Source organism: Pseudonocardia sp. ICBG1142 (assembly GCF_020496255.1).
Classification (GTDB): Bacteria; Actinomycetota; Actinomycetes; order Mycobacteriales; family Pseudonocardiaceae; genus Pseudonocardia.
In genome coordinates this window covers 15,382-33,854 of sequence record NZ_JAHLJC010000003.1, presented here as the reverse complement: position 1 = coordinate 33,854, position 18,473 = coordinate 15,382, and the positions used below count along the sequence as shown (strand labels likewise).

The following is an 18,473-nucleotide window of genomic DNA, read 5'->3' as shown; positions in this document are numbered from 1 at the left end:
TCCAGGTGGTGCTCAGTCCAGGTAGTCGCGCAGCACCTGGGACCGCGACGGGTGCCGCAGCTTCGACATCGTCTTCGACTCGATCTGGCGGATCCGCTCGCGGGTCACGCCGTAGACCTGGCCGATCTCGTCGAGGGTGCGCGGCTGGCCGTCGGTGAGACCGAAGCGCAGCCGGACGACGCCCGCCTCGCGCTCGGACAGCGTCGCCAGCACCGACTGCAGCTGGTCCTGCAGGAGGGTGAAGCTCACCGCGTCGACCGCGACGACCGCCTCGGAGTCCTCGATGAAGTCACCGAGCTGCGAGTCGCCCTCGTCGCCGATGGTCTGGTCCAGGGAGATGGGTTCCCGGGCGTACTGCTGGATCTCCAGCACCTTCTCCGGGGTGATGTCCATCTCCTTGGCGAGCTCCTCGGGAGTGGGCTCGCGCCCGAGATCCTGGAGCAGCTCACGCTGTATGCGGCCGAGCTTGTTGATGACCTCCACCATGTGCACCGGGATGCGGATGGTGCGGGCCTGGTCGGCCATCGCGCGGGTGATGGCCTGCCGGATCCACCACGTCGCGTAGGTCGAGAACTTGTAGCCCTTGGTGTAGTCGAACTTCTCGACCGCACGGATGAGGCCGAGGTTGCCCTCCTGGATCAGGTCCAGGAACGCCATGCCGCGGCCGGTGTAGCGCTTGGCCAGCGAGACCACGAGCCGGAGGTTCGCCTCGAGCAGGTGGTTCTTGGCGCGCTCGCCGTCCCGCACGATCCAGCGCAGGTCGCGCCGCATCTGCGGGGACAGCTTCTCGTTCGACTCGAAGACCTTGCGGATGCGCTCGGCGCCGTAGAGGCCGGCCTCGATGCGCTTCGCGAGCTCGACCTCCTCCTCGGCGTTGAGGAGCGCGACCTTGCCGATCTGCTTCAGGTACGCGCGGACCGAGTCGGCCGAGGCGGTGAGCTCGGCGTCCTTGCGCGCCTGGCGCAGGGCCTCGGACTCCTCCTCGTCCCAGACGAAGTCGGCCGACTTCTGCTGCGACGCCCGGGTGGTCGGCGCCACCCGGTTCTTGCCGGTGTTGGTCTCGTCCTCGGAGTCGTCGTCATCGTCGTCGTCGGACGACTCGTCGACGGTCTCCTCCTTCGCCGCCGCCTCGATGTCGGCCTCGACGTCCGAGGCGTCGATCTCGCCGTCGTCGAGGACGACCTCCTCGCCGTCGGCGTCCGGCTCGTCGCCGTCGGCCTTCTTGGTGGAGGCCTTCTTCGTGGCGGGCTTGCGCGGGCCGGTCTTCGGCGCGGCCTTGGTCGCCGTGCCACCCGCCGCGGCGGGCTTGCGGGTGCGTGCGGCCGGCTTCTTCACCGTGCCGGTCGTCGCCGACGCGGTGCTCGTGGTGCCGGAAGTACGGCGGCTGCGGGATGCGGTACCCGACGTCGGTTCGACGGTCGAGTCGCTGCGTGCTGCGGAGTCTGCGGCTGCCACCTGGGCCCTCTCGCTACGTGCGCTGGAGTCGTTACGCGGCCCGGTCGCGGCGCGCTCGTCGGGGGAGACGAGGCCACGACGGCCGGGATGTCCTGTCCTGCCACCGTCTCGGTCGCCGGCGTCGATGGTGGTCGCCGCGCGTCCCGGAGACGGGGTACGCGTTCCATTGTAACTGCGTACCGGCCGGGGGGACGCACCTCACGCCGCCCCGCGCGTCCCGGCGGCTCCGCACGTGGTCGGATGGGGTGGTGAGCCCGCACGAGAGCAGCGATCCCGCCACCCTGCGCGCCGTCGCCGAGCAGGTCGCGGCCGAGGCCGCGGAGCACCTGCGCGGCCTGCCCGCGCCGCACGACGACGGCGTCACGACGAAGTCCTCGCCGACCGACGTCGTCACCGCCTCCGACGCCTCGGTGGAGCGGTTCGTCCGCGACCGGCTCGCGCAGCTGCGCCCCGGTGAGCCGGTGTACGGCGAGGAGGGCGCCGGCGACCCCGCCGTCGCGCGCTGGGTGGTCGACCCGATCGACGGCACCGTCAACTACCTCTACGGCCTGCCCTGGTACGGGATCTCGATCGCCGCCGTCGTCGACGGGGAGGGCGTGGCCGGTGCGGTGTCCGAGCCCGCCTCCGGGCGGCTCTGGTCGGCCGGGCGCGGTCTCGGCGCGACCCTCGACGGGCGTCCGCTGCGGGCCGCGGCGACCACCGAGCTCGGCCAGTCCCTGGTCGGCACCGGGTTCGCCTACCGCGCCGAGCGGCGCGCCCGGCAGGCCAGGATGGTCGCGGCGATGCTCCCCGAGGTCCGCGACGTCCGCCGGGCCGGCGCGGCGTCGCTGGACCTGTGCGCGGTCGCGGCCGGCTGGCTCGACGGCTACCTCGAGCACGGCTGCAACTGGTGGGACTGGGCGGCCGGTGCGCTCATCGCGACCGAGGCCGGTGCCGTGGTGCACGTCTCGGGCAGCCCGGGCGTCCACGGCCTCGACGACGACGGCGACGCCCTGGGCACCGACGTCACGCTCGCCGCCGCGCCCGGAGTCGCCGCCGCCCTCGCGGAACTGGCCCGCCGCAGCGGCGCCGACACCGTCTGAGCTGCCGGGGCGCTCCGCTCAGCAGGTCGCCGCGCGGGCCTGGGCCAGCAGGCCCGGGTCGGCCCGCGGACCGCCCTCGGTACCCGGCGCGGACAGCTGGTCCAGCACGTCGCGGGCCGCACGGCCCGGTGCGACGTCGGTGAACGCCGACCCGACCACGACGTCGACCACCGCCCCCTGACGATCGTCGCGGATCAGCTCGACGCAGGGCAGCGCCAGCGCGAGCGTCGACGCGGACGCCGCACCCTCCGGGCCGAACCGCATCTGCCCGATGCAGTCCAGGTCGCCCTGTGGGAACGCGGGGTCGTTGCCCGGGGTCCCGGCCTCGCCGAACTGCAGGTCCTTGAGCTCGGCGGACACCAGGTTCGCCTGCCCGCGCTGACCGCCGGCGTTGAGGACGTGGAAGCGGACGTCGTCCGGGGCGGCCGGGGCGACCGAGGCCAGCTCGGCCCGGTCGATCTCGGTTCCGGCCAGGGCCCCCGACGACGGGGCCGGGCAGTTCGTCGACGCCGAGCCGTCCGAGGCGGTGCCGAGCACGACCGCCCACGTGGCGACGGCCAGCACGGCCAGCAACGCGGTGGTCACCAGGATCGGACGGGCCCGGCGCCGCTCGTAGGGGCGGTCGGTGCGGGTGCGGCCGGCCGGCATCAGATCGACCCTCCGTCCAGGACGTGGTGGCCCAGCGCGACGAGCGGGCCGACCGACCCGTCGAGGCCGTCGGCCATCTCCGCCGGCACCGACCCGGCCCGGGCCCGCGCCAGGATCCCCGCGAGCACGACGGCCAGCTTGAACGCGCCGAACCCGACGTACCAGGGCAGCGGTCCGGCGTCGAGGCCGGTGCGCGCGGAGTAGCCCTCGACGAGCTCGCGCCGCGTCGGGAAGCCGGGCAGGCCGGTCGGGCTCGCCAGCGGCTGGGCGGAGGACCAGACGGTGGCGTCGCCGTCCTGCTTCCAGTAGACGAGCAGCAGCCCGAGGTCGGCCAGCGGGTCGCCGAGGGTGGACATCTCCCAGTCCAGGACTGCGCGGATGCGGCCGGGGTCCCCGGCGTCGAAGACGCAGTTGTCGAGTCGGTAGTCGCCGTGCACCACGGTGTGGCGCTGCGCGGCCGGCACGTCGGCGGCCAGCCGCTCGGAGAGCCGGGTGAGCTCGGACTCGACCTCCGCGTCCACCGGGACGGGGTCGTCGCCGTCGCGGGCGGCTGCCCACTGCGTGCCCCAGCGCCGGATCTGGCGCTCCATGAAGCCCTCCGGGCGACCGAAGTCGCCCAGGCCCGCCGCGGCCGGGTCGACGGCGTGCAGCGCGGCCAGCACGTCCACCAGCTCCTCGCCCGCGGCGCGGCGCTGCTGCTCCGTGGCCGCCCAGTCCTCGGGCAGGTCGTCGAGCGGCACGACGCCGTCGACGAGCTCCATCACGAAGCAGGGGGCGCCGAGTACGTCACCGTCGTCGGCGGCCAGCACCGCGGGGACGGGAACGGCGCTCGGCCCCAGCGCGGAGATCACCCGCTGCTCGCGGCCCATGTCGTGGGCGGTCGCGGCGACCTCGCCGACCGGCGGGCGACGCAGCACGACCGCACCGGCGGGGGAGGAGACCTGGTAGGTCAGGTTGGACCGCCCGGCGCCGATCGGGGTGAGCCGCGCCTCGCGCCACCGTTCGTCGCCGAGGGCGGTGGACAGCCACGCGCCGACGGTGGCGGGGTCGGCACCGGGCGTGGGGGTGCGGGCGCTCGTCGTCACACCGGGCGACACTAGTGCGCCCGGCGGCGGTGGCGTCGGGGCGACACCCGGCATCATCGGGGGACTCGCTGCGACGCTCCGCGGACGCTGGGCTACCCTCCCCGCCGCCGGTGACGGACCGGCCGCGACAGGACTCACGACGGACGAGCCACCCGGTCCACCGGGCCAGGTGAGACCGGCGTCACTCATGGGGCCGGGCACAAACCCGCTCCCCGCGACGTTCTCCAGCGGCACGCGACGACCAACCGATGCGAAGTACCGCTGCTCGTGGGCCGGAATCGAGCAGCTCGGACGTAAGGCAAGGGTGAGACCTGATGGCGACCGACTACGACGCCCCGCGTCGCAATGAGGCCGACGAGATGGCCGAGGACTCGCTCGACGAGCTCAAGCAGCGCCGCAACGAGGCGCAGTCCGCGGTCGTCGACGTCGAGGAGACCGACACCGCGGAGAGCTACGAGCTCCCGGGCGCGGACCTGTCGGGCGAGGAACTGACGGTGAACGTCCTGCCGAAGCAGGCGGACGAGTTCACCTGTGCGAGCTGCTTCCTGGTGCACCACCGGAGCCGGCTCGCCAGCTCCTCGGGCGGACAGTTCCTCTGCCGCGATTGTGCCGCTTGATCGGGCAGACCTGATCGGGCAGACCTGATCGGGCAGGCCCGACTGGGCCCGTCCGACGTGAGGACCACGACGGGGCCCCGGCGATCTCGCCGGGGCCCCGTCGTTTCGGCGCTGTCGGCGCTGTCAGCGCTGCTGTCGCTGGGGGTGCGGCGCCTCGGCGGCGATCGCCGCCCGCAGCTCGTCGGGACGGCGCGTGCTGAGCACCCAGTAGGGCTCGTCGCGGCCGATCACCTGGACCCGCACCAGCGGCCCCACCCACGCCCGGTGCAGGACGTAGGCCTGCGGGTCGAGATCGGGGCCCATCGCCTGCTGCTTGTCGGCCCGCGCGACGGTGTCGGTGACGCCCGCAGCGGACAGCGGCAGCTCGCGGCCGTTCGAGACGAGCACGCCGTCGCGGACGGTGGTGCGGCTGCGGCCCATCCACCACAGGACACCGACGCACAGCGGCACCATCGTCAGGTAGCCCAGCCACGCCCGCAGGCCGGGATAGCCCATGTGGATCTGCGCGCCCATCAGGACACCGAGCCCGACGGCGAGCAGGTACCACCACACCGGGACGGACAACCGCTCGTCGAACGCAGCAGGGCCAGCCGTCGCAGAGTCGGTCTCCGGATCCCGTTCGCTCACGAGGCCCAGGGTAGCGTCGCCCGCCGTGCCCGGTTCCGTGCCCGCTCCCCCGGACCAGCCGCCGGCAGCAGCGTCCGTCGACGTCCTGCTGACGCGGCTCGACCCCGACGTCCCCCCGCCCGCGTACGCGCGGCCCGGCGACGCCGGGGCCGACCTCGTGACGACCACCGACGTGGTCCTCCAGCCGGGGCGCCGGGCGCTCGTCGGGACCGGGGTGGCGATCGCGCTGCCCGAGGGCTACGCCGGGTTCGTGCACCCCCGTTCCGGCCTCGCGGCCCGGTGCGGGCTCTCGATCGTCAACGCACCCGGCACGATCGACGCCGGGTACCGCGGCGAGATCAAGGTCTGCCTGGTCAACACCGACCCGGACACGCCGGTGGAGCTGCACCGGGGGACCGCATCGCGCAGCTGGTGGTGCAACGGGTCGAGACGGCCCGGTTCGTGGAGGTCACCGCGCTGCCCGCGTCGGTACGCGGCGCCGCCGGTCACGGCTCGACCGGCGGGAACGCCGCGCTCGTCGCCGGGGGAGGGGACCAGTAGATGCCCGGACGCACACGCGGTCGGATGTTCGACATCCGTCCGGAGGACGGGATCGAGGACACCGGGACGGGTGCCTACCCGGGCTATCCCGGCTACGGCGACTCCGACGTCGACGACTTCGACGACTACGCCGACCACTACGCCGCGCAGGACGCCCGCCGCGGGGCGCCGCCGGCGAACGGCGTGGCCCCGCGCAACGGCTCCGGACCCGGTGCGCCGAGCGGCAGGCCGCCCGCGCCGGGGCGCAACGGCTCCGCCCCCGCCACCGGCTCCCGCCCGGTGCCACCCGGCCCGCGGACCGGCGGCGCCGTCCCCGCACCCGCCGGCCCCGCCGCGGCGACGACGGCGGTGCGCGCGGTCGGCCGGGACACCACCGGCCGTGCCCCTGCCCCCGGCGCCTCCGGACGCCTGCCCGCACCCGCACCCGCGGGGTACGACGACCGGGTCGCACCCGACGGCCGCTGGGACGACGAGGAGCCCCCGCTGCTGTCGCACCGCGTCGAGGACGACGAGCTCGCCTACGCCCGCGACCGCACCCCGCAGGGCTTCGACGGCGGCGACCCCGACGACCCGTCCTGGGGCCGGCGCCCGTCCCGGCCCGCCGACGACGACCACGACGACGACCACGACGACGACCACGACGACGACCTCGACGCCGAGTACGACGGTGACCACGACGCCGAGTACGACGACCAGGACCAGTACGACGACGAGTACGACGAGGACGAGTACGGCGTCGGTGACGCCCCGCTCTCGGTCCCGCCGCCCGGCAGCGGCGGCCGCCCGCTGGGGCCGGCCGACGTCGAGGAGCTCGACCCGTCGATGACCGACGCGCTCGCCCGCGTCGACCTCGGTGCCCTGCAGGTCCCGGTGCCCTACGGCGCCGAGCTGAAGCTGGAGCCCGCCGTCGCCGAGCGTCCCCAGGCGGTGCACCTGCTGCTGGCCGAGGGCCGGATCGCGGTGAGCGCGCTCGCCGCGCCGCGGTCGTCCGGGCTGTGGGCGGACCTGTCCGCGGAGATCGAGCAGTCCCTGCGCACCGGCGGTGCCCGGGTCCGCAACGCCCGCGGCGACTGGGGCCGCGAGCTCCACGCCCGCACCGAGAACGCCGCATCGGTGTTCGTCGGCTGCGACGGCCCGCGCTGGATGGTCTACGGCGTGGCGACGGCGTCCCTGGAGACCGTCGAGGCCCTCGACGTGGAGCTCCGGCGCGTGCTGCGGGGGATCATCGTCGTCCGCGGGAAGTCGCCGTACCCGCCGCGGACCGTCCTCCCCCTGGAGCTGCCCGAGCACCTGCGCGAGCGGCAGCCCGAGGTCGCGCCGCAGAAGCCCAGCATCACCGTGTCCGTCCCGGCCCCCGCCGGGGAGACGGGCGCGACCCCGGCGCCGACCGGCCCCACGACCGGCGCCCGCCCGGTGCCGGCCGCCGCCTCCGCGGAACCGGCGACGCCGGTCGAACCCGCCCGCCCGGCCCGCCCGCGCCGTACCGCGCCCGCCGCGGCGTCGGCGTCCGGGGCCCCGGCCGCGCGGCCCCCCGCGGGGCCGGTGGGCCCCCGCCCGTCCACCGACGACGCCGACTCGCGCACCCGCGCGCTGCCGCAGGTCCGCCGCCCCGCCGCGGCGGCCCCGGCCGATCCGGCCGCGGCGCGCACGCCGCTCGCCCCGGACGTGCGCACCGACGAGTCGCCCGCCGAGCGCACCGCCCTGACCGACGGCCCGCTGATCGCCCCCGGGCCCGAGGCACGGCCCGGTCGCCGACGCGGGCGCCCGGCCCGGCCCGACCGGACCGGCGCGAACCGGCTCGGCGGCGCCCCGGCCGCCGCCACACCACCCGCTGCCACACCCCCCGCCGCCTCACAGCCCGGGGGCACACCGCCCGGGGGCGTCCCCGGCAGCGCGACCCCGACCGGCGCGATCCCGACCGCGGGCGGCGTCGCCCCCGCGGCCGGGCCGGGCCGGTCCGGTCCCGACACCGGCGTGGGCCCGCTGCCCGGGCGCGGGTCGATCCACGCCCCTGCTCCGCTGCACGCCCCGGCGCCGATGCACGCGCCGGACCCGGCGCCGAGCGCGGCCGCCCCGCTCCGGGCCCCGGAGCCCGAACCGGCGGAACCCCCGGCCCGCCGCGACCCGGCAGTGACCGCGCTGTCGGCCGCCGACCTGCTCGCCGGCGTCGAGGACGACCGGTCCGCGACCCCGCTCACCGGCTTCGGCCGGGGCGCGTCGGCCGGCGACATCCTGGACCGCAGCACCCCCGTCCCGGCCTCGGCCCTCGACCCCGGCACCGTGCTCGACGGCCCCGCGCTCGGCGGCCCTGCGCTCGGGGACACCGAGTTCGGCGGCCCTGCGCTCGGGGACACCGTGCTCGACGGCACCGCGTTCGACGGCCGCACCGCCCTGGATCCCGGCACCGCTCCCGACGGCTCTGCCGACGCCGCTGCCGACGGCTCTGTCGACGCTGCCGATGGCGCCGCCCACGGCCGGGACCCGTTCGGCACCCCGACCGCCTCCGGTGCCACGGCGGGGTCGACCCGGCCCGGCACCGGTGGGTCGGCGCGCCGCTCCCGGCGCGACCGCGCCGCCGACGCCGCCCGCGTCGACGCCGCGGACCTGCTCGCCGCGCGCACCCGGGACACCCCGGCCGGGCCGCCGGAGCCTGCGTCGCCGCCGACCGGGGCCATCGAGGACATCCCGTTGTCGGACGTGCCGCTCATGGAGGCCACGCTCGACCGGCTCCCGGCCCCGACCGAGCCCGCCGCACCGGCACCCACCCGTCGTCGGCGGGGAGCCCGGCCCACCGCGGACGCGCCCGGCCACACGGCACCCACCGACCCCACCCCGGACGACGACGGCTGGCTGTCCGCCGAGATCGCCGCCAGCCGCCGGTCCGGCCGGCACGGCGCCGGTGCGGGCACCTCGGTGGCGGACCTGCTCGCCGCCGTCGCCCTCGACGCCCCCGCAGGCGGTGGACGCCGCCGCGAACCCGGCGACGCGCCCTCCACGGGGAGCGGCACCGCCGGTCCCGCGCCCACCGGCTCCACGTCGCGCGGCGCGGACCACGACCCGGAACCGGCCGCGTACCCGGCGGTGCCGGGACCGTACGGCAGCGGGGACGGAGACCGGGCGGCGGACGGGTCGGCGACGGAGGGCCCGGCGACCGGCGACCGGACGCGACCGGGCAGGACGGAACCGGTCCGCGCCGAGCCGGGCACCGACGGTCGCGCCGCGCCGGGCCCGGGCGGGGACGATCTGTTCCGGGCCGCGGCCGATGCGGACCGCCCCTGGCACGGAGGCGGTCCCACCTCGGCCGACGAGGCGCGCAGTGCCCTGCAGGACCTGCTGCGCAGCGCGTCGGCCGACCGCGGGCCGCACGCCGACGGACCGGGTGCCGACCGCACCAACGGGCACGGCGGTGTCACCGGCCTGGCCGACTACCGCGCGAGCCGGGCCGCCGCCGGACGGGCCGCGGCCCGCACCGACGACCCCGCGCCCGCGGACCCGGCCGGCACCGCGGGCCAGCGCACCGACGGCACCGACGACACCGACGACACCTCCGGTGGGCTCGACGCCGGGCGGGCCGCGGGCGGGTCCGGGCTCACCGGCCAGTGGCCGTCCGGTCGGCGCGCGGGCGGCACCGGTCCCCGCGACCTCGGACGGCACCGGCGGGACTGAGCGGCAGCGGGATGGGCACGGGTGTCCGGTACGCCCGGCCCGCACCCGCCCGTCGACCACCGGGCGCGGCCCGCGAGCCGGTCGGCGGGGCGGTGACCGGGAGGTCGGGGCCGCCGCGGGCACAAACCGGGGCATCCGCGCGTTACGCTCTCGGCGCCACCACGACACCCTGTCGTGTTGCCGCGCGAGTGCGGGTCACCGGAGGGTCCGGTGACCCCGGGCCGGTACCGGACACGGCCGAGGAGAGACATGGGCAGCACGGATGGCGGAGCGTTCCGCCGGATGCTCCGCAAACTCACCAGCGATGTCGACGAACTCGACGGGCGCGACCTCGCCGAGGACGTCGAGGAGACCGGTGCACGACCGGCCCGCGACTGTGCCTGCGGCGAAGAGGTCACGATGCTCGGCCGGATCCGCAGCGTCGACCTCTGTCCGCAGAGCGCCGACGCCACCCTGAAGGCCGAGCTGTTCGACGGGACCGACGGCGTCACCCTGGTCTGGATGGGCCGGCGCAGCATCCCCGGTATCGAGGCCGGACGCACCATGCGGGTCCGTGGCCGGATCTCGGTCCGCGACGGCCGCAAGGTGCTCTACAACCCGTACTACGAGATCTGCCAGGCGCAGTGACCCGCGGGACCCTCGCGGCCTGCTCCTGAGCCGACGGATCGGACCGGCTTGAACGACCACCACGACGCCCCGACCACCCGGATCCCGCGTGTCACCGACGTCGACCCGCAGGACCGGACCGCGCCCCTCGGCCGGCCGGTGACGGCACCGGCGCACGCCGCCGCACCGGAACCGGACCGGACCGGGGGACCGGCGGAGTCCACCCCGGAGGCGCCCACCCCGACCCTGCTGGAACAGATGGGCGGGGTGACCGGGATCGTCGCCTCGACCATCCCGGTCGTGGTGTTCGTCCTCGTCAACATCCTGGCCGACCTGACGACCGCGTTGTACGCGGCCGTCGGAACCGGTGTGCTGGTGCTGGTCTGGCGTCTGGTCCGCCGTGACCCGGTCATGCCGGCGATCTCCGGTCTGCTCGGGGTCGGGGTGTGTGCGCTCGTCGCGAGCCGGACCGGGGAGGCCCGCGGCTTCTACCTGCCCGGTCTGCTCTACAGCGGCGCCCTGGGCGTCGTCGCGCTGGTCTCGATCATCGCCCGCTGGCCGCTGGCCGGGGTGATCTGGCACGGCATCAACGGACACGGCACCGAGTGGCGCGCAGACCCCCACCTGGTCCGCGCCTACGGCTGGGCCACCGCGGTGTGGGCGGGGACCTTCCTCGCGAAGGTCGTCGTGCAGGGCGGGCTGTACCTCGCCGACTCCGAGACCTGGTTGGGCGTCGCGCGGCTCGCGATGGGCTACCCGCTCACCGGGGTCGCGATCCTGGCCACGATCCTCATCGTGCGCCGCGCCGAGCGCGCCCGCTCCGCGACCGCCTGAGCGGCACCGGCACGCGGGACACCCCGGGTGCCGGTTCCCGGCGGGGTGGGAGAGGCGGGGTCACAGGAGAGCGGCGCGGATGTCCTCCTCGACCGCCGTCGTCGCCACGAACAGCAGCTCGTCGCCGCCCTCCAGGGCGTCGTCGGGCTGCGGCACGATGACCCGGCCGCCACGCAGGATCGTCACCAGCGCCGAGTCCGTCGGCAGCTCCAGCACCCGCACCGGCCGCCCGGCCAGCGGGGTGTCCTCGGGCAGCGTCACCTCGACGAGGTTCGCCTGCCCCTGACGCAGCGTCAGCAGCCGCACCAGGTCGCCCACGGCGACGGCCTCCTCGACCAGCGCCGCCAGCAGCCGCGGCGTCGACACCGCGACGTCGACGCCCCAGTTCTCCCCGAACAGCCACTCGTTGCGCGGGTCGTTCACCCTGGCCACCACCCGGCGGACCCCGAACTCGGTCTTCGCCAGCAGCGACACCACCAGGTTGACCTTGTCGTCGCCGGTCGCGGCGATCACGACGTCGCAGCCCTCGATGCCGGCGTCCTCCAGCGACGACAGCTCGCAGGCGTCGTCGTGCACCCACTCGGCCTCGGGGACCGAGTTCGGGTCGATGTGGGTCAGCTCGCGCTCGATCAGCATGACCCGGTGGTCGGACTCGACCAGCTCCAGCGCGATGGACCGCCCGACGGCGCCCGCACCCGCGATCGCGACCCGCATCAGTCCTCCTCGGGCGGCGCCGCGGCGGCCGCCGTCACGTCGCTGACCGTGCCCGAGACCGCCGCCACGTAGACGGTGTCCTCGTGCTGCACGGTGGTGTCCTTGGTCGGCAGCACCCCGGTGCCGAACCGCACGATGAACGCGACCCGCGAGCTCGTCGCCCGCTCCAGGTCGCGGATCGGCCGCCCCACCCAGTTCTCGTGCAGCGGCAGCGGCAGGACGGCCACGGTGCCGGTGGGCTCGCGCCAGGCGGTGGCGACGCCGTCGGGCAGCAGCATGCGCAGCAGCCGGTCGGTCGTCCACGGGACGGTCGCAACCGTCGGGATGCCGAGGCGCTCGTACACCGCGGCGCGCTTGGCGTCGTAGATCCGGGCGACGACCTTGCCGACGCCGTAGCTCTCGCGCGCCACCCGGGCGGCGATGATGTTGGAGTTGTCCCCGGAGGAGACGGCGGCGAACGCGTCGGCGGACTCCAGCCCCGCCTCGTCGAGGACGCTGCGGTGGAAGCCGAAGCCGACCACCTGGCGCCCGCGGAAGTCCGGGCCGAGCCGGCGGAAGGCCTGCGGGTCGCGGTCGATCACCGCGACCTCGTGGCCGAGCCGTTCCAGGCCCGAGGCCAGGGACGCGCCGACGCGGCCACATCCCATGATCACGACGTGCATGGCGTCTGGGGTCCTTCCGCCGGGTCGGGAGGCCCGGGATGTACGGTTCGTTCCTTCTGTACCGACGGCGACGGGGACGCCGACGACGCGCGGTGAACGCTATCGCGAAGCGGATCGGACCGGGGGCATAGGCTGCGCCCCGTGTCCAAGCTCGCCGTCGCTCTCAAGCGGCTCGTGGTCGGACGACCGCAGCGCAGCGACCGCCTGACCAGCACCCTGCTCCCGAAGCGGATCGCCCTCCCCGTGTTCGCCTCCGACGCCATGTCGTCGGTCGCCTACGCGCCGGAGGAGATCTTCCTGACCCTGTCGGTCGCCGGCGTCGCCTCCTACGCGATGTCGCCGTGGATCGGTCTCGCCGTCGTCGTCGTGCTGCTCACGGTCGTCGCCAGCTACCGGCAGAACGTCCACGCCTACCCCTCCGGCGGGGGTGACTACGAGGTCGCGACGGTCAACCTCGGCAAGAACGCCGGACTGACCGTCGCCAGCGCGCTGCTCGTCGACTACACCCTCACCGTCGCCGTCTCGATCTCCGCGGCCGCGGCCAACATCGGCGCGCTGGTGCCGTTCGTCGCCGAGCACAAGGTGCTGTTCGCCGTCTCGGCCATCGCCGTGCTCACCGCGATCAACCTGCGCGGCATCCGCGAGTCCGGCGCCGCCTTCGCGGTCCCGGTCTACGCCTTCGTCCTCGGCGTCGCGACGATGATCCTCTGGGGGCTGACCCGGGTGCTGATCCTCGGCGACCCCGTGCGTGCCGAGAGCGCCGACCTGCACCTGGTCGCGGAGGGCGACGCGTTCACCGGCCTCGCCCTGGTGCTGCTCGTGCTGCGCAGCTTCACCCAGGGCGCGGCCGCGCTGACTGGCGTCGAGGCGATCTCGAACGGCGTGCCGGCCTTCCGCAAGCCGAAGTCGAAGAACGCGGCCACCACGCTGCTGCTGCTCGGGGCGATGTCGGTGTCGCTGTTCATGGGGCTGATCGCGCTGGCGCAGCTGACCGGCGTCCAGATCGCCGAGGACCCGGCGCGCCAGTTCCCCGACGCCCCGCCCGGCTACGAGCAGCACACCATGATCGCCCAGCTCGCCGACGCGGTCTTCGACAACTTCCCGCCGGGCTACTTCTTCGTCATCGTGATGACGGCGCTGATCCTGGTCCTGGCCGCGAACACCGCGTTCAACGGCTTCCCGGTGCTCGGCTCGATCCTGTCCCAGGACCGCTACCTGCCCCGCCAGCTGCACACCCGCGGCGACCGGCTCGCGTTCTCCAACGGCATCGTCGCGCTCGCGCTGTTCGCGATCCTGCTGGTCGTCGGCTTCCAGGCCGAGGTCACCCGGCTCATCCCGCTCTACACCGTCGGCGTGTTCGTGTCGTTCACGCTGTCCCAGGCCGGCATGGTCCGGCACTGGAACCGGGAGCTCGCGCTGGGGCCGCCGGTGTCCGAGCGCCGCCGGATCCGCCGCGCGCAGTCGATCAACGGGTTCGGCGCCTGCATGACCGGCGTCGTGCTGATCACGGTGCTGATCACCAAGTTCACCCTCGGCGCCTGGATCGCGATCGTCGCGATGGGCGGGTTCTTCGTGCTCATGCGGCTGATCCAGCTGCACTACGACCGGGTCGCGGCCGCACTCGTCGCCGACGAGACCGACGACGTGCTGCCCTCGCGCAACCACGCCGTCGTGCTCGTCTCCACGCTGCACAAGCCGACGCTGCGGGCGCTGGCCTACGCCCGCGCGACCCGCCCGGACATCCTCGAGGCGGTCACGGTCAACGTCGACGACTCCGAGACCAAGAAGCTCGTCGAGCAGTGGCACAAGCGGAACCTGCCGGTCCCGCTGAAGGTCGTCGAGTCGCCCTACCGGGAGATCACCCGGCCCGTGCTGGACTACGTCAAGCGGATCCGCAGCGACTCGCCGCGCAACGTCGTGACCGTCTACATCCCGGAGTACGTCGTCGGGCACTGGTGGGAGCAGGTGCTGCACAACCAGAGCGCACTGCGGCTCAAGACGAGGCTGCTGTTCCAGCCGGGGGTGATGGTGACCAGCGTGCCGTGGCAGCTGCCGTCGTCCTCGCGCACGCGGGCGCTGTCGCCGCTGCAGGCGCCGGGGGCGTCCCGTCGCGGCTACCCGGGCACGGAGCAGCTGCCCGGCGACCTCCGCGACGGCGCGGGCGTCCGCACCGGTGGCGGTACCTCGCCCGCACCCCGCGTCCCGAAGGAGGAGGACCGGTGAACGCCGACACGGCGACCGACTGGACCGACCGGATGCTGGAGCTGCGGGTCGGCCCCGTCGCGCACGGCGGACACTGCGTGGCCCGCGACGGTGACGGTGGCCGGGTCGTGTTCGTCCGGCACGCGCTGCCCGGTGAGCTGGTCCGTGCCGTGGTCACCGACGACCCGGGTGGGGCGTTCTGCCGCGCCGACGCCGTCGCCGTGCTGGAGGCGTCCCCGGACCGGGTCGAGCCCGCGTGCCCGTGGGCGGGGCCCGGCGGCTGCGGTGGCTGCGACTTCCAGCACACCGACCACGCCACCCAGCGCGTCCTGAAGACGACCGTCCTGCGCGAGCAGCTGGAGCGTCTCGGCGCCGGGGCCGCGGTCGTCGCCACCGCCGACCTCGCCGCGGTCGAGGTCGAGGAGCTCCCCGGCGGTCCGTTCGGCTGGCGCACCCGGGTACGGCTGGCCGTCGACGACGCCGGTGTCCCCGGCCTGCGTGCCCACCGCAGCCACGACGTGTGCGAGATCGGCGACTGCCCGCTCGTCCCGGCGGGCGCGCTGCCCCCGGTGCTGGAGCGCCGCTTCCGGCCCGACTCCGAGCTCGATGTCACCGTCGTCGGCGACGGGGCGGCCCGGGTCGGCTCCGGCGCCACCGTGACCGCGGCGGGCCGCACCTGGGAGCTGTCGGCCGGCACGTTCTGGCAGGTCCACCCGGCGCTGCCGGACACCCTCGCGTCGGTCGTACGCGACTGGGCCGACGCCCCCGTGGGCGGTGTCGCCTGGGACCTCTACGGCGGCGTCGGGCTGCTCGGCTCGGTCCTCGCCGGCCAGGTGGGGGAGTCCGGGACCGTGCTGGTCGTCGAGTCCGCCGCGTCCGCGGTCGCCGACGGCGCCGCCGCGCTGGCCGACCTGCCGCAGGTCCAGTTCGTGCGGGGCCGCGCCGAGCGCGAGATCGCCCGGCTCCGGCCCGACCCCGACGTCGTGGTCACCGACCCGCCGCGGGCCGGGCTCGGGAAGGCCGCGGTGCGCGACCTGGCCGCCCGCGGCCCGCGGCGGATCGTGCACATCGCCTGCGACCCGGCCGCGCTGGCCCGGGACCTGTCCCTGTTCGCCACCGCCGGGTACCGCACCGCCGCGCTGCGGGCGTTCGACGCGTTCCCGATGACCCACCACATGGAGGCGGCCGCCCTGCTGGAGCGGATCCCGCGGTGACCACCGTCGTCCAGCTCTCGGACCTGCACCTCGGGCGTCCGGATCCGGAGGGCCGGGCCGCCCGCGCCGTCGCCGGGGTCCGGGCGCTGGATCCGACGCCGGACGTCATGCTGGTGACCGGGGACCTCGCCGACCACGGCGACCCCGCGGCCTACGCCGGGGCCGCCGCCCTGCTGGCCGGGCTCGACGCGCTGCACGTGCCCGGCAACCACGACGACCGCACCGCGATGGCCGCCGCCGTCGGCCCGGTGGGGGACCGGCTGCACCGCACCGGCGGCTGCACGGTGGCGCTGCTGGACACCCTGGTCCCCGGTGCGCCGCACGGGGCGCTGTCCGAGGGTGCCGTCGCCCTGCTCACCGAGGCCGTCCGGGACCCCGCGCCGCTGCTGGTCGCCCTGCACCACCCGCCGGTCGCGCTCGGGCACCCCTTGCTCGACGGGATGCGGCTGCGCGACCCCGGCCCGCTGGAGATGCTGCTCGCCGCCCGGTCCGACCCGACGCTGGTGGTGTGCGGGCACGTCCACACCCCGCTGGCGACGACGTTCGCCGGGCACCCACTCGTCGTCGCCCCGTCGGTGGCGCCCGCCCTGCGCTGGTCGGACGTGCCCGGTGCCGGAGGCTCCGACCCGGTCCCGGCGCCGGGTGGGGTGCTGCACGTGCTCGGGGACGGGCCGCCGCGCAGCCGGTTCCTGAACTGGCCGGTGTGAGGCGGGTCGGATGTCGCGGGGGACTCGGAACCCGCTAAGCTCGGTTCAGAACTGAATACGCCGAAAGTAGCAAGCCCTCGTAGTCCAATCGGCAGAGACGATGCACTCAAAATGCATACAGTGTGGGTTCGAATCCCACCGAGGGCACCATTGTCCGGAATTGTCGGTGGCGCGTGCGACGGTTTCCGCATGCACCCGCCGCACGTCGTCGACAGGGCCCGGTCGCTGTATCGCGGCGGCATGCCGGTTCGGTCGGTGGCCGCGGCCGTCGGCGTCCCCGAGCGGACCGTGCGCCACTGGTGCACCGGGACCCGTCGCACGGGGGCCCCGCGGCGGACCCGGGCCCGCTGCTTCCGCTGCGTCCCCGGTATCGACGTCCCCGTCGCCGACTACGCCTATCTGCTCGGCATGTACCTCGGTGACGGACACCTCACCGCTGCGCAGCGCACCCACTGTCTCTGGATCTACTGCGGCGACGACTGGCCCGGCGTCATCGACGACGTCCGGGCCGCGACCGCGGCGGTCCTCCCGGGCGCGTCGGTGTCGACGACACCCAGGGCCGGGTCCACGGCGGTGAAATGCTTCTCGCGGCACTGGACCTGCCTGTTCCCCCAGCACGGCCCCGGAATGAAGCACACCCGCCCGATCCGACTCGAACCGTGGCAGCGCGCCGTCGTCGACACCCGTCCCGACCGCTTCCTGCGTGGCCTGTTCCATTCCGACGGCTGTCGCACCACGAACCGGGTCCGCGCCGTCCTCGCCGACGGTTCGGTACGTGAGTACTCCTACCCGCGCTGGTTCTTCGACAACACCTCCGAGGACATCATGCGGCTCGCCGAGGGGGCGCTCGACCTGCTGGGGATCGCGCACCGCCGGGCCCGGCGCACGTGCCTGTCGGTGGCCAGGGCCGACGCCGTCGCCGAGCTCGACGCCGCGATCGGACCGAAGACGTGATCGGGTCGCACCTGCCCGATCGGACGGGTAACGCGGTCGACCGGGCGTGTTTCCGCACACGAAAGGCCGAAGTGGCTCGGCTGCTGCCCCGGACCGCCGGTAGCGTTGGTCGTCCGGACACCCCGGACACCCCACCGACCGATGAAGGAGTTCTCCGGTGACCGACAACGTTCCCGCAGAGACGCCGGCCGAGGACGGCCCGCAGCCCGGGTGGCGGGTGCTGGTCGTCGAGGACGAGGCCCTGATCCGCATGGACCTGGCCGAGATGCTCTCCGAGGAGGGCTACCGCATCGCAGGTGAGGCCGGCGACGGCGAGGCCGCCATCACCCAGGCCCGCGAGCTGAAGCCCGACCTGGTGATCATGGACGTCAAGATGCCCAAGAAGGACGGCATCGAGGCGGCGTCGACCATCGTCGAGGAGAAGATCGCGCCGGTCGTCATGCTGACCGCGTTCAGCCAGCGCGAGCTGATCGAGCGCGCCCGCGACGCCGGCGCCATGGCCTACCTGGTCAAGCCGTTCGCCCGGCACGAGCTGGTCCCGGCCATCGAGCTCGCCGTCTCCCGGTTCGCCGAGAAGAAGGCGCTCGAGGACGAGGTCGCGAGCCTGAACGAGCGCTTCGAGACCCGCAAGGTCGTCGACCGGGCCAAGGGCCTGCTCATGACCGCGCAGAAGATGTCCGAGCCCGAGGCCTTCCGCTGGATCCAGCGGACCGCCATGGACCGCCGCACCACGATGAAGGCCGTGGCCGCGGCCGTCGTCGAGGGACTCGCCCCGGCGAAGTCGTCCTGACCGACGACCACCCGCGACCACGACGAGGGGCCCCGCCGATACCGGTGGGGCCCCTCGTCGTCATGGCACG

At 75.1% G+C, this 18,473-nt stretch carries 15 protein-coding genes, 1 tRNA gene and 2 pseudogenes; 12 read left to right on the top strand and 6 right to left on the bottom strand.

The features are described from left to right. Positions 1 to 12: 12 nt before the first annotated feature. Positions 13 to 1,473, bottom strand: a pseudogene (locus KPL59_RS00370) (RNA polymerase sigma factor); the annotation flags it as partial. A 230-nt stretch (positions 1,474 to 1,703) separates the two neighbouring features. Here KPL59_RS00370 and KPL59_RS00365 point away from each other — a divergent pair. After that, complete coding sequence (locus KPL59_RS00365) at positions 1,704 to 2,537, top strand: inositol monophosphatase family protein (RefSeq protein WP_226359546.1); 834 nt, start codon at positions 1,704 to 1,706, stop codon at positions 2,535 to 2,537. Between the two features lie 18 nt (positions 2,538 to 2,555). On the opposite strand, the gene cei is transcribed toward KPL59_RS00365, so the two are convergent. Together cei and KPL59_RS00355 are read right to left on the bottom strand one after the other, a co-directional pair. Further along, positions 2,556 to 3,185, bottom strand: coding sequence for an envelope integrity protein Cei (gene cei / locus KPL59_RS00360; RefSeq protein ID WP_226359545.1), 630 nt, complete (start codon positions 3,183 to 3,185; stop codon positions 2,556 to 2,558). Beyond that, a complete protein-coding gene (locus KPL59_RS00355; protein WP_226359544.1) occupies positions 3,185 to 4,270 on the bottom strand; it encodes a phosphotransferase family protein in 1,086 nt (361 codons plus the stop codon). Before KPL59_RS00355 ends, cei begins: the two co-directional genes overlap by 1 nt. Positions 4,271 to 4,584: 314 nt before the next feature. Here KPL59_RS00355 and KPL59_RS00350 point away from each other — a divergent pair, with 314 nt between their 5' ends. Next, a complete protein-coding gene (locus KPL59_RS00350; RefSeq protein WP_020626973.1) occupies positions 4,585 to 4,887 on the top strand; it encodes a DUF4193 domain-containing protein in 303 nt (100 codons plus the stop codon). A 123-nt stretch (positions 4,888 to 5,010) separates the two neighbouring features. Here the strand turns inward: KPL59_RS00350 and KPL59_RS00345 are convergent, their stop codons facing one another. Next, complete coding sequence (locus KPL59_RS00345; protein ID WP_226359543.1) at positions 5,011 to 5,514, bottom strand: DUF3093 domain-containing protein; 504 nt, start codon at positions 5,512 to 5,514, stop codon at positions 5,011 to 5,013. Positions 5,515 to 5,539: 25 nt separating this feature from the next. Between KPL59_RS00345 and dut the strand changes: the two are divergent. From dut to KPL59_RS00325, 4 genes and pseudogenes are all read left to right on the top strand, one after another. Beyond that, a pseudogene (gene dut, locus KPL59_RS00340) lies at positions 5,540 to 6,054 on the top strand (dUTP diphosphatase). Then, on the top strand, positions 6,055 to 9,720 hold the full coding sequence (locus KPL59_RS00335; RefSeq protein ID WP_226359542.1) for a DUF3710 domain-containing protein: 3,666 nt from the start codon (positions 6,055 to 6,057) through the stop codon (positions 9,718 to 9,720). A 249-nt stretch (positions 9,721 to 9,969) separates the two neighbouring features. Beyond that, complete coding sequence (locus KPL59_RS00330) at positions 9,970 to 10,347, top strand: OB-fold nucleic acid binding domain-containing protein (protein ID WP_226359541.1); 378 nt, start codon at positions 9,970 to 9,972, stop codon at positions 10,345 to 10,347. Between the two features lie 48 nt (positions 10,348 to 10,395). Then, complete coding sequence (locus KPL59_RS00325; protein ID WP_226359540.1) at positions 10,396 to 11,160, top strand: DUF3159 domain-containing protein; 765 nt, start codon at positions 10,396 to 10,398, stop codon at positions 11,158 to 11,160. A gap of 60 nt (positions 11,161 to 11,220) precedes the next feature. On the opposite strand, the gene KPL59_RS00320 is transcribed toward KPL59_RS00325, so the two are convergent. Next, entirely contained in the window at positions 11,221 to 11,874 is a 654-nt protein-coding gene (locus KPL59_RS00320; RefSeq protein WP_226359539.1) for a TrkA family potassium uptake protein, read from the bottom strand. Next, complete coding sequence (locus KPL59_RS00315; protein ID WP_020622835.1) at positions 11,874 to 12,536, bottom strand: TrkA family potassium uptake protein; 663 nt, start codon at positions 12,534 to 12,536, stop codon at positions 11,874 to 11,876. The genes KPL59_RS00320 and KPL59_RS00315 overlap by 1 nt, the downstream gene beginning before the upstream one ends. 141 nt (positions 12,537 to 12,677) lie before the next feature. Here KPL59_RS00315 and KPL59_RS00310 point away from each other — a divergent pair, with 141 nt between their 5' ends. From KPL59_RS00310 to KPL59_RS00285, 6 genes are all read left to right on the top strand, one after another. Beyond that, complete coding sequence (locus KPL59_RS00310; RefSeq protein WP_226359538.1) at positions 12,678 to 14,759, top strand: APC family permease; 2,082 nt, start codon at positions 12,678 to 12,680, stop codon at positions 14,757 to 14,759. Positions 14,760 to 14,791: 32 nt separating this feature from the next. After that, on the top strand, positions 14,792 to 15,952 hold the full coding sequence (locus KPL59_RS00305; RefSeq protein WP_043277099.1) for a class I SAM-dependent RNA methyltransferase: 1,161 nt from the start codon (positions 14,792 to 14,794) through the stop codon (positions 15,950 to 15,952). Further along, positions 15,949 to 16,659 (top strand): metallophosphoesterase, encoded by a 711-nt coding sequence (locus KPL59_RS00300; RefSeq protein WP_226359537.1) that lies wholly within the window; start codon positions 15,949 to 15,951, stop codon positions 16,657 to 16,659. Before KPL59_RS00305 ends, KPL59_RS00300 begins: the two co-directional genes overlap by 4 nt. A 73-nt stretch (positions 16,660 to 16,732) precedes the next feature. Then, positions 16,733 to 16,809: transfer RNA gene (locus tag KPL59_RS00295), tRNA-Leu, on the top strand. A gap of 90 nt (positions 16,810 to 16,899) precedes the next feature. Continuing rightward, positions 16,900 to 17,613 carry a hypothetical protein gene (locus tag KPL59_RS00290; RefSeq protein WP_226359536.1) on the top strand — a complete coding sequence of 238 codons (714 nt, stop codon included), beginning with the start codon at positions 16,900 to 16,902 and terminating at the stop codon, positions 17,611 to 17,613. A gap of 157 nt (positions 17,614 to 17,770) precedes the next feature. After that, entirely contained in the window at positions 17,771 to 18,403 is a 633-nt protein-coding gene (locus KPL59_RS00285) for an ANTAR domain-containing response regulator (protein WP_149662355.1), read from the top strand. Positions 18,404 to 18,473: the final 70 nt, after the last annotated feature.